This is a genomic window from Paraburkholderia sp. BR13439 (genome assembly GCF_040948805.1).
Lineage (GTDB): Bacteria > Pseudomonadota > Gammaproteobacteria > Burkholderiales > Burkholderiaceae > Paraburkholderia > Paraburkholderia youngii.
On the sequence record NZ_JBFPKN010000004.1, the window covers coordinates 374,755 to 387,234 of the forward strand.

The window sequence follows — 12,480 nt, forward strand, 5'->3', positions numbered from 1 at the left end:
GGTTTTACCGGGCCTCGTCCGCCGCTCGCCGCTGCGCGATCAGATCGGCAAGCCGCTCGACCTGCTGCCCTTGCGCATCGAAATTGCCCGCGTCCAGCCACCGCTGATAACACGAGCGCAACGCCGGCCATTCGCTGTCGATGATCGAAAACCACGCCGTGTCGCGATTGCGCTCGCGGTAGACGATCGCCTGCCGGAAGATCCCCTCGAACGTGAACCCGTAGCGCAGCGCAGCCTTGCGCGACGGCTCGTTCAGCGAATCGCATTTCCATTCGAAACGGCGGTAACCGAGCTTGTCGAACACTTCGGCGAGCAGCAGGTACATGGCATCAGTTGCGACGCGCGTGCGCTTGAGTCGCGGCGAATACGTGACGTGGCCGACTTCGATCACGCCGTTGGCCGGATCGATCCGCATCAGCGACAGCGTGCCGACCGGCTTGCCCGTCGCGAGGTCGATCACCGCGTAGTGCAGCGGATCTTTCGATGCCGCCATCCGCGTCAGGTGCTCGCGATAGGCCGCGAGGCTGTCGAACGGGCCGACCGCCAGATAGGTCCAGTCGCGGCCGTCGGTGGCCGAGCGGTATGCGTCGAACAGGTCGGCCGCGTGGCGCTCGACGTCGACGGCTTCGAGCCGGCAATAGCGGCCGCTCAGCGGCTCGCGGCCCGGCGGCTGCGCGCCGTGCCAGCCGGGCATGGGCGCGCCGATCGGCTGGCCGTAGGCGTTACGTGTGGGTTCCATGTCCTTCCTCCTGGTCGTCGATGCAGGAACGATACGGCAAACGTGGTATGTTCAAAAGATCCACGAGACGCTTATTCGATAGGTCCAGCCACCATGATCGAAATTATCGGACCGCTCGTCCATGCGAACGACGTTTCCGCCGCGAGCGGCGCCAGCGGGGCCACTCGGCCCGCGCCGCTGCAAAAGCAGCTGATCGAACGTCTGCAGCAGGCGATTCACGCCGGCCGTCTGCCGGCCGGGTCGTTGCTGCCGTCGTCGCGGCTGCTCGCCGCCGAAATGGGCGTGTCGCGCAACACCGTCGTGATCGCTTACGAACATCTCGCCGCGGTGGGCTACGTCATCGCCGATCGTCAGGGCACGCGCGTGAGTCCGCTGTCGAGCCCCGCCGCGCGCGGCGAGCGGGCGACGGCGCCGGCCGCGCCGGAGGTCCTGTACGCGACGCGCGTCGAGCAGTTCGCGGCGACGCACAAGCACGCCGACAACAGCTATGCGCTGACCCCCGGCACGCCCGCGCTCGACCGCTTCCCGCTGGCCGCGTGGCGGCGCGCGCTCGAACGTGCGATGGAGCGCGCCTTACCGCACGCGCTCGGCTACGGCACGCCGGCCGGCGAACCGGCGTTGCGCGACGCGATCGCCGCGCATCTGCGGATGGCGCGCGGCGTGCGCTGCGACGGCTCGCAGGTCGTGATCACCGAGGGCGCGCAGGAGGCGCTGAACCTGTGCGTGCGGCTACTGACCAATCCCGGCGATATCGCATGGACCGAGGACCCCGGCTACCGCGGCGCGAAGGCCGCTTTCAACGCGGGCGATTTGCGCTTGCTGCCGATTCCCGTCGATGCCGAAGGCATGGCCGTGCCGGCCGACGCGTGGCGCACGCATCCGCCGAAGCTGATCTACACGTCGCCCGCGCATCAGTATCCGACCGGCGCGGTGTTGTCGGTGGCGCGGCGGCTCGAACTGATTGCAGAGGCGCGGCGTTGCGGCGCGTGGCTGATCGAGGACGATTACGACGGCGAGGTGCGCCACACCGGCGAGCCGATCGCGAGCATGCAGGGCCTCGTCGACGAGGCGCCCGTGCTGTACGTCGGCTCGTTCAGCAAGACGATGTTTCCGGCGCTGCGCATCGGCTTCGTCGTGCTGCCTCGGGCGATCGCCGCGCATGCCGCTGTTGCGCTGCAAGAGATGCTGCGCGGCGGGCACCGGCTGGAGCAACTGGCGCTCGCGCATTTCCTCGAAAGCGGCGAATTCGGGCGGCATCTCGGGCGGATGCGGCGGCTGTACCGCGAGCGCCAGCAGGCGCTGCGCGACGCGCTGGCCGAGCATTTTCCGGCGGCGACGATTCTTGGCGGCGATTGCGGGATGCATCTGACGCTGCGGCTGCCCGCGTCGCTCGACGATCGCGCGCTGACGGCGCGGGCGCAGGCGTTGGGGCTCGGTCCGCGCGCGCTGTCGGGGTTCGCGATGGGGGCGTCGGAGCAGACCAACGGGCTCGTGATCGGGTATGGCAATACGGAGGCGGAGCGCTTGGGGCCGGCGGTGAAAGCGCTGGCGGAGCTGGTGCGTGAGATGCGGAGCGAGGCGCGACCGGCTGCGAAGCGCGCGGCAAAATCCGCCGGAAAACCCGCTGGAAAACCCGCCCGCTCCCGCAAAAAGCCCACCCCGCAACGTCGTACGCCCGCCACCCAGGATATGTAAGTTTTACGTTTGTCCGCCCGGACCATGTCGCGCTATCGTGTCGTATGCGCGGCGACTTCGCTCGGAGGTGCTGGGTCTGGCTGGGTCTGCCCGCATGTGCCGTGGTTGCGCGGCCCGCCGCGTCGCAGGTGTGGCGCCGGCGATGGGCACGAACAATGCATTGAGTGTGGTTTTCGATGACGATTTATCCGACCGGAGACGATATGAAGGAAATCGAACCGACCCCGTGGTTTGAGCTGGCCATCCATACACCCGTACGCGAAGGCTGGTACGAGGTGCAGTTGGCGAGCGGGGACACGGCGTTTGCGAAATTTGGCGACGGCGTATGGACCGAAAAGCCGTTGCTCGTGTTCACGCATTGGCGCGGCCTATCCGCCGATCCGTCGAAAGCCGCGGACGGCGCGGCCGAGTCGGTCAGCGCCGAGGCCACCGCGGCGCAGGGTGTGCGCGCCGCCTGGAACGCGTTCTTCCCGGGACTCGGCGAAGAGCAGCACAAGCCGCACAATGTGGTGCCGAACGGCAAGGCGCCGCATCATTGAGCGGCCATTGAAGTTCGCTTGAAGTCTGGTCGGGCGGCGGCTCGTGGGCTGCCGCCTGGCAGCTCGATTTGCCCGCCCATCGCTCCACACTGCGGCTGCGCACTGCGCGCATCGCATTTCTCCCGCCCCACTACGATCAGCGTCATCCTTTCGACGCCATCGGATGCCATGAACGCCACCCGAGAACCCGTGGAATTGTCGCGCGCGACTCAACTGCTCAATCACGGACCCGTGACGCTGATCACCAGCGCGCACACTGGTCGATCGAACGTGATGGCCGCCTCGTGGGCGGCAGGCGGCACTTTCTTCGCGACGGGCGATGCGTTCGAGGTGGCGCCCGTCGCGGCCTTCGCTCAGTGTTCGCGCTTAGGTGTTCGGTGCGGTTTCGCCTTCGGCGAATGCCTTGAGCGCGTCGCCCGCGAGACGGTAACGCACCCATTCGCTTTGCGGATTCGCGCCGATCGACTTGTAGAAGCCGATGGCCGGCTCGTTCCAGTCGAGCACGCTCCATTCGAAGCGGCCGCAGCCCGTTTCGCAGGCGATTTGCGCGAGATGGCGCAGCATCTGTTTGCCCGCGCCGCTGCCGCGCGATGCGGGCGACACGTACAGGTCTTCCAGATAAAGCCCTTGCTTGCCGAGCCACGTCGAATACGAAAAGAAGTACACGCAAAAACCGACGGGCTCGCCGTTCATTTCGCAGATCAGCGCTTTCGCGGGCGCGCCCTCGGAAAACAGGCTTTTCTCGATGTCTTTGATACCGGCGACGACTTCGTGCTCGGCTTTCTCGTAGATCGCAAGTTCGGTGATGAAGCGCAGGATCAGGGGGGCGTCGGAGGCGGTGGCGGGGCGGATGTGGATCGTCAAGGTCTGGTGCTCGGTGAGTTCGGTGGTGATTCCGGTCCGGCTGGCGGTACGCACGCGCCAAATGCGCCGGCCTCGGAACAGACTCACATCGTAGCAAAGAGCCAAAGGCCCCGCCGTGAAAGGACGAGGCCTTTGGCGTTTCCTACAGACCGAAGGCGAACAATTTTTGCGGCCCCGGTCCGTTCGTTGAACCAGAGCCCCAGAACACCACGCCGTCCGCAACGGCCGGTCCGGCATTGCACGCGCCGCCGCTATCGAATGACCACAGTACTTTTCCGTTGGAAGAATCGAGCGCGTACATCGTGCCTTTCGTGTAGTCGAGATTGCATCCGAACACCACGCCATTCGCGACACTGACCGCTGCCTCCGCGCGGCTTCCGAGTGGGTCCGGCGTGGTCCACTTCACCGCGCCGGAATTCGCGTTGAGCGATGCCCAGCCGCCCGACGTGGTGGTGCCGCCGCCGTTCGCCAACTGCCATACGCCTGGCGTCGTGCCCGAGCCGGTCATCCCGCTGTTCGATGCCGCAACGTAAATAAATTGGCCGTCGTTGGCCGATCCCCACTGCAGACCGCCTGTGAGTCCGCCGGGGGCGACCTGGGTGGACCAACGCAGTGCGCCCGTTTCTTCATCGAAGGCCCAGAACATCCCGCTCTTTTGTCCCGCGCCGACCAGTCGGCCGGCATTGCCATTGCCACCGAAGAGCATCGGCCCTTGCGCGAAGTCCCAGTCCGGACCCTGCGGATTGGGGCAGTTGGCGTTCGGCGGAAGAGTGAAGACGCCCGGGACGTTGAGGCCGCAGCCGACATTCCACGTGTCGTACGGCAGTCCGCGCGCGGACCATTTGACTGCGCCCGTCGTCATGTCCAGCGCGAGGATCGAGTCGAAGTGGTCGTTCGGGTCGATGCACGATGTCGGCGTGCCGCCGCTGTTCATGCAATCGAGTACGGCCTGAGGTACTGCCCAGTTGTTGCCGGAACCCATGAACACCGTATTGCGATCGACGTCGACGGCGCCCGTGCTTCCCCAGACGGAGCCGCCGTAATAACCCGTCGGCATCGTGTATGTCTGCCACTTGATTGCGCCGGTCGCGACCTCGAGCGCGACGACGCTGCCGCGGAAACTCCACTGCCACGCAGGCGGGGGGACATAGGCGGCCATCAATTCTTCGTTCGATGTGGTTCCTACGAAAGCCGTACCGTTCGCGATGACGGCAGACTGCGTGACCATTGAATACGTGGTTGGATCGACTTGCGTGTGCCAAAGCCGCAGGCCGGTGTTCTTGTCGACGGCAAAGACCTGGGCCGGTTGCGGACTCGACAGTTTGCCGCTTTGATTGCCGAGTATCAGTACGTTTCCGGAGATAGCGGGCGTTGCACGCGCGTAGTCGTTAGGGATGTCCGTGTAGGACGATACGAGGTTCTTCCAGACAACTTGACCGGTCTTCCTGTCGACTTTGTAGAGATAGCCCGCGGAATCCGGGAAATAGGCATAGCTGTCATCGAGAGCAGGGGTCGCCGTCACGTTTCCGCTCGTATCAGTTGCCCAGAGCTTGTGAAGGGAGCTCGCTGTCTTCGGACCAATCGCCGATTCATTCGCCTGATTTCGGGAGTTCATCAAATCGTTTCCGGAGGTCGTCCAATCGGTCGCGTAGGCAATGCTGCTCGTTGTCAAACCGAATAGCAGCGCACACGTTAAATGCAACGTGTCAGTTCTCATGTCGTCTCCTCAGTGATTATTTGGAAAGCTGCGTTTGCGCTTTTTGCGAAGCCGGAATAAAGACTGTTAATAAGACCGACTAACTAAACAATCTTTGGCCGTAGGGTGGTGGGGCAATCGAAAATATAGTGAACGCCTACTCAAGGCGCATTGGCGTAATGTGCGGAATCGCACAGAGTGCTTCATGTCAGGCACACCGAATCAAATGGTGATTTCTACATTGCGAAGTTATTTCGAGTATCTATGCTATTTGAATAAAATGAGTTCTCGGCATCGTTGCGATATTCGATGTGCGTTGGTCGAGGGATGGGGCACGGCGTGAATTTGGTCTGGCGGAGGGAGTGGGGTATCTGAAAGGCAAAGAAGGCTTGCCGGGTTCGCCGGCAAGAGTCTGACGCGCTTCAAGCCTCCGGCAATACCGACTTTCCGCGCCGCTTTTTCGGCTTTGGTTCCACCCCCACTCGCGAGTCCCGCTCCAGAACGAGCGCCGTCAACTGCTCGACAGTGTCTTCAAACGCAGGGTCCTCCTGCGGCACATAAAGCCACTTCCCGAGTACAGGGTGAGGCCGCAATGCAGGCAGATCGGCAATCAGCGCAGCATGGCGTTCCTGCGATGTACAGACGAGCAGGCCATTCCACGGCTTATCGCGATCGGCCGCGACCAGACACAACAGGCCGTCGATATACGCGGCATCGCTGCCAAACATCCGCCGGCGCAGATAAGTCGGATCGCGTTCGAACGCGTCGAAGATCCAGAGGAGCGAATTGCTGATCGAAGAGGGCATCGGCGGATAATCTCAGGAAGCGACGCAAAGGAATAAGTTTACGCAGATTGTCCAGGCTCGGCAGCGAGCCAATCGAAGATCGAGCAAGTCCGGCTAGGTAAGATGTGTCCAACCTCGGCGACCATATCGGAACTCGCACGATCCAGACCATGCTAACTCACACAGACGCCACCGCCGCTTACGCTAAACGCTTCGAGGCCGTTCTCGCCTATATCGACGCAAACCTCGAGGGCGATCTGTCGGTCGACGCGCTAAGCCGTATCGCAAACTTCTCGATGTTCCATTTCCATCGACAGTTTGTCGCGTATGTCGGCGTGCCCGTCGCACGCTACGTGCAGTTGATGCGCTTGCGTCGCGCGGCTCACCGCCTCGCATCGCGGGCGTCGTGCTCGGTTCTCGATGCCGCGCTCGACGCCGGCTTCGACAGTCCCGAAGCCTTCAGCCGCGCGTTCAAGCGTGCGTTCGGCATGGCGCCGAGCGCGTTTCGACGGCATCCAGCATGGCAGTTCTGGAGTGCGAGTTTTATTGTTCCCTATCTTTCGAGGAGACTGACCATGCAAGTGAAAATCGTCGATTTTGCGGAAACCCGGGTTGCCGCGCTCGAGCATTGTGGTTCACCTGGACTCGTCAACGAGAGTGCGCGCAAGTTCATCGATTGGCGTATTCAAAGCGGACAATCGCCGGTGGGGTCGAGCAGGACCTTCGGCATCCCGCACGGCAATCCGGACACCGTGCCAGCGGAGGAATTCCGCTTCGATATCTGCGGAGAGATCGACGAGCCGGTCGCACCGAATCGCTATGGCGTGCGCGAACTCGTCATGCCGGGCGGACGGTGCGCAGTGGTGCGACACGCGGGATCGACCGATCACATCGGCGAGACGATCTACCCGATCTATCGGGACTGGCTGCCTTCGAGTGGAGAAGAGTTGCGAGATCATCCGCTGTTTTTCCACTACCTGAGCGTCTATCCCGAGACGCCATTCGATCAATGGCAGACGGATATCTACATTCCGTTGGTGTGACTCGGGGAACGGAGTCGATCAGCATATGAGATGCCTAACCGTTCTGCGCGAGGTCTGCGAAGTTTGGGTTCATTCGGGCTCCGATCGAATTTTCGCGTCGGTATCAATTGCATTGAAGCGATGATGGCCGGATTGTAGATGCGGCAAAAAATGCAGTTGCGGAATGTATCTTTGAAACAAAGCCCCGATCTCTGCGAATAATGGTTCAGATACGGGTTTTCATCGATTCAGGCTCTCGGCCAGGACAGGAGCCGAAAGGCGGTTCCGCTTTCGGCATCTCGCCTAATCACCGGAACCACCCAATATCCTAAGTGTCAACTGAGGATGTCACCCGTCCATTTTGGGGAGATATCAAATGGCCGCCACGCAATCTGGGGCTATGCCCCTCTCCGATGAGGAGGCACGGCGCCAGTTGCGCCGCGCTGTCATCGCCAGCACGATTGGTACCACGATCGAATGGTATGACTTCTTCCTGTACAGCACGGTCACTGGTCTGGTATTCGCGAAGCTGTTTTTTCCTGAATCGGACCCGCTCGTCGGCACACTCCAGGCTTTTCTGATTTACGCCGTCGGCTTTATCGCGCGGCCGGTGGGCGCGGCGATTTTCGGCCACTATGGCGATCGCATCGGACGTAAAGCAACGTTGATCGTGACGCTATTGCTGATGGGAGTCGCGACATTCGCCGTCGGCTTCGTTCCGACCTACGCGTCGATCGGCATCTGGGGGGCCATCGCGCTCACGGCTCTGCGCTTTATTCAGGGTGTGGGCGTGGGAGGCGAGTGGGGCGGTTCTGTGCTGATGTCGATGGAATGGGCACGCACCAACAAGCACCGTGGTTTCGTCGCGTCGTGGCCGCAGTTCGGCGTACCGGCGGGATTGTTCGTCGCGAATCTGGTGGTACTGGCCACCAGTCGGATCTCCGGTAGCGCGTTTCTCGCGTGGGGCTGGCGAGTGCCGTTTTTCCTCAGTATTGCGCTGGTCGCGATTGGCCTTTATATCCGCTTGAGTATCCTCGAGACGCCGATCTTCGCGAAGCTTCTCGCTGAGCGCAGGATCGAAAAGGCGCCAATGCGTGAAGTCTTGCGCCGGCAGCCGAAAGACATTCTTCTGTCGGCTCTTGCGCGTATGGCCGAACAGGCGCCTTTCTATATCTTCACGGCTTTTATCTTCACCTATGGCGTGATGAGTCTGGGCGTTACACGCGATCTGTTGCTCACCGCGGTGCTGGCTGCTTCGGTGCTGGAATTCTTCACGATTCCGTTGTTCGGTCACGTGTCCGATCTGATCGGACGCCGACGCATGTATGTGATAGGCGCCGCTGCTGTCGGGCTATTCGGTTTCCTGTACTTCGTCATGGTCGGAACTCATAACCCGGGATGGATCTTCGCGGCGATCGTGCTTTCGCTGGTGCCGCACGCAATGATGTATGGTCCCCAAGCCGCGTTGATCGCAGAATCGTTCACGGGGCGCTTGCGCTACAGCGGCGCGTCGATGGGATACCAGTTGGCTTCCGTCATCGCTGGCGGTCCGGCACCGTTGATTGCGACCGCGCTTTATGCCTACTTCCATTCGGGATTTGCGGTGGCGTGGTATGTGTTCGTGTGTGCGGTGATTAGCGTGGCCGCCGCTATGCGATTGAGCGATTACACGAATAAGGACATTTCGCGGGAATACGACGACGTGCATGCATTGCATGATCGGGGACACGCCACTCCGTGATCGATCAGGCGGATGGCCGGTCGCAGCGGCCAACCGCGGCCATCCGCCGAATCAGGCATCAGCTTATCAGCGGCAACCAGACTTCGACTCCACCCATTCCCGTCACCGGATCGAACTGCTCGCCATACCGTTCGAAATGCGGTGCATCGGCAGGCACGTGCCCTGATGCGGGCAACCACTGATTCCAGATCGTATTCATCGTGCGACGAATGCCCGAGATGTGCTCGCGATGACTGAACACCGCATAGCGTTGCGCCGCGATGCGTACGCGACTCAGCTCCGGCGGCAATGCGGAAAAATCGCTGACTTCGACGCCGCACATATAGTCGAAGTTGCCCAATTCGTCGGCGTTATAGCCAACGCCATAAGCCACCTTGCCGACCTGTCCCGGCACCCTGCCGTACCAGGCGCCAAAGCGCTGCCATTGAGAGGGAATCGCCTTGCTGGTCTCGCACGTATAGCGCTCGCTCAGTCCAGCGATGAGAAGCGGCTTGCCGTCTTCGAAGCGCGGCGGTTCCAGATGGGTCAGAAGGGTTTCGTCCATTTTGATCGGCTCCACGATGCTCAGGTTGTCGAGATGACCCCGCGCGCGCAGCGCATCGGGCGTGAGCCCGAACTGGTCGCGAAACGCGCGCGTGAATGCTTCGTGAGAGCCGTAACCGGCGTCGAGGGCGACCGCGAGGATGTCGGGCGCACCATCGGCGAGACGTCGTGCGGCCTCGCTCAAACGCCGTGCGCGAACGTAGCGCATCACCGGCATCCCGGTGGCCGCTTCGAACGCGCGAGCGAGATGAAAGCGCGATACGCAGCCACCGCGGGCGATGTCGTCGAGCGTCAATTCGCCCGCGAAGTGGCTTTCGATATACCAGAGCGCTTTTCCAACCGGGTTCATGTCAGCTCTCATGTCAGCATGAAGCCAGCATAGTCAGCGGCGAACTCAGGCATTTGATCGCGCTTGCTGTTTTGCAGTCGCGGCGGAGGGCCGGGGCGACTCCACCACATCACTCTGCGCGCCCGCAGCGCCGCCCGCCTGCCCCGGCCTCAGCAACAGCCCACCCAGCACGCCGGCCGCCGCCGCAAAGACCGCCCCAAACAGAAACGCGACGTGATACCCGCTGTTCAGCGCGGCCGCCGCGCTCGACGACGCCTGCATTGCCTCGCTGCGCGCCGCGGCAAGACTCGCGAGCACCGCGAGCCCGAGCGCCCCGCCCATCATGAACGACGTATTGACGATGCCCGACGCGAGGCCCGAATCGGCGGGATCGACATCGCTCATCGCGGCGAGCAGCAGCGGGTTGAATGCGATGCCGGCGCCGAAGCCGAGCAGCAACATGCCGGGCAACACGTCGGGGACGAAGCTGCCGTCGACGGGCGCTCGCGCGAACAGCGCGAGCCCGCATGCAGCGATCAGCAGGCCCGCCGCGAGCGGCCCGCGCAGCCCGAAACGCATCACAACACGCGCCGACAATCCCAGCGAAAAGAGTCCCATGATCAGATTCGCGGGCAGAAACGCGAGCCCCACCTGCAACGGCCGGTACCCGAGCACGCGCTGCAGATACAGCGCCGAAATAAAGAACCACGCGAACATCGCGGCCGCCCATAACACGCCGACCACGTTCGCGGTCGCGACATTGCGCAAACGCAGCAGACCGAGTGGCATCAACGGATGTTCGACTCTCGCCTCGATTGCGAGGAACACCGCAAGCAGCGCGAGCGCGACGCACAGCGGGCCGAGCGTTTGCGCAGAAGTCCAGCCCGCTTCGTTGCCGTTGACGATTGCATAGACCGCCAGCATCAGCGATGCGGTCACGCTGAGCGCACCGGCCACGTCGAGCCGTTCGCCGTGCGCGTGTCCGCGCGCGGCGGGCAAGAGCCCGAGGCACAGCGAGTACACCGCAATGCCGATCGGCAGGTTGACCAGAAAGATCCAGTGCCAGCTCAGCAGATTGGTGAGCAGTCCGCCGAGCAGCACGCCGATGCTGCCGCCGCCCGCGCAGACGAAGCCATACACGCCCATCGCTTTCGCGCGTTCGCCGGGTTCGGTGAACAGATTCATGATCAGCGACAACGAGACTGCCGAGACGATCGCGCCACCCAGGCCCTGCACGGCGCGCGCGGCGACCAGCAGCACTTGCGAATTCGCGAGGCCGCAGGCGAGCGAAGCGAGCGTGAAGAGCGTAATGCCGCACAGGAACAGCTTGCGGTGTCCGTACAGATCGCCAAGCCGTCCCCCGAGCAGCAGACAGCCGCCGAACGTCAACATGTAGGCGTTGACGACCCATACGAGGGAGGTTTCGCTAAAGCCGAGATCGGCGGCGATGGACGGCAGCGCGACGTTCACGATGGTCGTGTCGAGCACGATCATCAGCACGCCGAGGCAGAGCACGATCAGTGCGAGCCAACGTTGCTTGCCGTGGAGGGAGTGGGTCATGCGGGTGCCCCTTTACGCGGATTTACGCGGATTCGGTCGATCACCGACGATGGGTTTTCGAGTCTAGCACCCGCGCATTTCGCGTCCAACTACGAAATCCTGGGCGGCTGCGCCGCGCGAAGCGGCGCGCGGTTCCGCATCAATCGCCGGTGAGAATTTCGTATTTGCCGCCGCGTTCGAGCGCGCGCTGATACGCGGGCCGGGCGTGAGTGCGCTGCAAAAACGCGCCTATCGCGGGCAATCGCGCAGTGATGCCGCGCGCGGTGGCGGCTTCGAGCGGGAAGCTCATTTGGACGTCGGCGGCGGTGAAGTCGTTGCCGGCGAACCAGCCGGTCGCGCCGAGCTCGTTGTCGATATAGCCGAAATGCAGCCTCAATTGCGGATCGACGAAGTTCGCTTGCAAACTCGCCGCGATCTTGCGTGCGATCGGCTTCGCGAAGAATGGCATCGACGCGTTGGCGATGCGTCGCGCGATGAGCTTGAGCAGCAGCGGCGGCATCGCCGAGCCTTCCGCGTAGTGCAGCCAGTACGTATAGCGCAAGCGCTCCGGCGTGCCAGACGGCGGCGCGAAGCGCCCCGCGCCGTATCTGTCGACGAGGTACTCGATGATCGCGCCCGACTCGGCGATCGTGAGGCCATTGTCGGTAATGACGGGCGACTTGCCGAGCGGATGGATCGCACGCAGTTCGGGCGGCGCGAGCATCGTCTTTGGATCACGCTCGTAACGCTTGATCTCGTACGGAACGCCGAGTTCTTCGAGCAGCCACAGCACGCGTTGCGAGCGGGAGTTGTTCAGATGATGGACGGTGAGCATGAGTGGCGTGCGGTGATGGTTGGAGCGTTACATGATAGGCGGCTTGTGAGGAGGCGGTGTTCTAGTGTCGGTGCTCTATACACGAAGAAAGGCTCGCGGTGAAGAAGACGTCGATGTACTGAACATTAATGGTCCGCTGCAGGAAACATATCTT

At 62.7% G+C, this 12,480-nt stretch carries 11 protein-coding genes and 1 pseudogene; 5 read left to right on the top strand and 7 right to left on the bottom strand.

Annotated features, from left to right (window positions below):
* Positions 1-4 precede the first annotated feature (4 nt).
* Positions 5-739, bottom strand: coding sequence for a GNAT family N-acetyltransferase (locus tag AB3X96_RS10985; protein ID WP_368589724.1), 735 nt, complete (start codon positions 737-739; stop codon positions 5-7).
* A 93-nt stretch (positions 740-832) separates the two neighbouring features.
* On the opposite strand from AB3X96_RS10985, the gene AB3X96_RS10990 reads away from it, so the two are divergent.
* The 3 genes and pseudogenes from AB3X96_RS10990 to AB3X96_RS11000 all read left to right on the top strand — a co-directional run.
* Positions 833-2,434 (top strand): PLP-dependent aminotransferase family protein, encoded by a 1,602-nt coding sequence (locus tag AB3X96_RS10990; protein ID WP_368589725.1) that lies wholly within the window; start codon positions 833-835, stop codon positions 2,432-2,434.
* A 203-nt stretch (positions 2,435-2,637) separates the two neighbouring features.
* Positions 2,638-2,973 (top strand): hypothetical protein, encoded by a 336-nt coding sequence (locus AB3X96_RS10995; protein ID WP_176106988.1) that lies wholly within the window; start codon positions 2,638-2,640, stop codon positions 2,971-2,973.
* Positions 2,974-3,141: 168 nt separating this feature from the next.
* A pseudogene (locus AB3X96_RS11000) lies at positions 3,142-3,264 on the top strand (flavin reductase); the annotation flags it as partial.
* A gap of 75 nt (positions 3,265-3,339) precedes the next feature.
* On the opposite strand, the gene AB3X96_RS11005 reads toward AB3X96_RS11000, so the two are convergent.
* The 3 genes from AB3X96_RS11005 to AB3X96_RS11015 all read right to left on the bottom strand — a co-directional run bounded on the left by AB3X96_RS11005 (position 3,340) and on the right by AB3X96_RS11015 (position 6,339).
* A complete protein-coding gene (locus tag AB3X96_RS11005) occupies positions 3,340-3,837 on the bottom strand; it encodes an N-acetyltransferase family protein (protein WP_368589818.1) in 498 nt (165 codons plus the stop codon).
* A gap of 142 nt (positions 3,838-3,979) precedes the next feature.
* Positions 3,980-5,554, bottom strand: a complete 1,575-nt coding sequence (locus tag AB3X96_RS11010) for a PQQ-binding-like beta-propeller repeat protein (RefSeq protein WP_368589726.1) — start codon at positions 5,552-5,554, stop codon at positions 3,980-3,982.
* 401 nt (positions 5,555-5,955) lie between these two features.
* Entirely contained in the window at positions 5,956-6,339 is a 384-nt protein-coding gene (locus tag AB3X96_RS11015; RefSeq protein ID WP_368589727.1) for a hypothetical protein, read from the bottom strand.
* 149 nt (positions 6,340-6,488) lie between these two features.
* Here AB3X96_RS11015 and AB3X96_RS11020 point away from each other — a divergent pair, with 149 nt between their 5' ends.
* Together AB3X96_RS11020 and AB3X96_RS11025 are read left to right on the top strand one after the other, a co-directional pair.
* Positions 6,489-7,361, top strand: a complete 873-nt coding sequence (locus tag AB3X96_RS11020; RefSeq protein ID WP_368589728.1) for a GyrI-like domain-containing protein — start codon at positions 6,489-6,491, stop codon at positions 7,359-7,361.
* Positions 7,362-7,716: 355 nt separating this feature from the next.
* Complete coding sequence (locus AB3X96_RS11025; protein WP_368589729.1) at positions 7,717-9,081, top strand: MFS transporter; 1,365 nt, start codon at positions 7,717-7,719, stop codon at positions 9,079-9,081.
* A gap of 58 nt (positions 9,082-9,139) precedes the next feature.
* Here the strand turns inward: AB3X96_RS11025 and AB3X96_RS11030 are convergent, their stop codons facing one another.
* The 3 genes from AB3X96_RS11030 to AB3X96_RS11040 all read right to left on the bottom strand — a co-directional run bounded on the left by AB3X96_RS11030 (position 9,140) and on the right by AB3X96_RS11040 (position 12,326).
* On the bottom strand, positions 9,140-9,973 hold the full coding sequence (locus AB3X96_RS11030) for a GyrI-like domain-containing protein (RefSeq protein ID WP_368589730.1): 834 nt from the start codon (positions 9,971-9,973) through the stop codon (positions 9,140-9,142).
* A 45-nt stretch (positions 9,974-10,018) separates the two neighbouring features.
* Positions 10,019-11,512, bottom strand: a complete 1,494-nt coding sequence (locus AB3X96_RS11035; RefSeq protein WP_368589731.1) for a DHA2 family efflux MFS transporter permease subunit — start codon at positions 11,510-11,512, stop codon at positions 10,019-10,021.
* A gap of 139 nt (positions 11,513-11,651) precedes the next feature.
* Positions 11,652-12,326, bottom strand: coding sequence for a glutathione S-transferase family protein (locus tag AB3X96_RS11040; RefSeq protein ID WP_368589732.1), 675 nt, complete (start codon positions 12,324-12,326; stop codon positions 11,652-11,654).
* Positions 12,327-12,480: the final 154 nt, after the last annotated feature.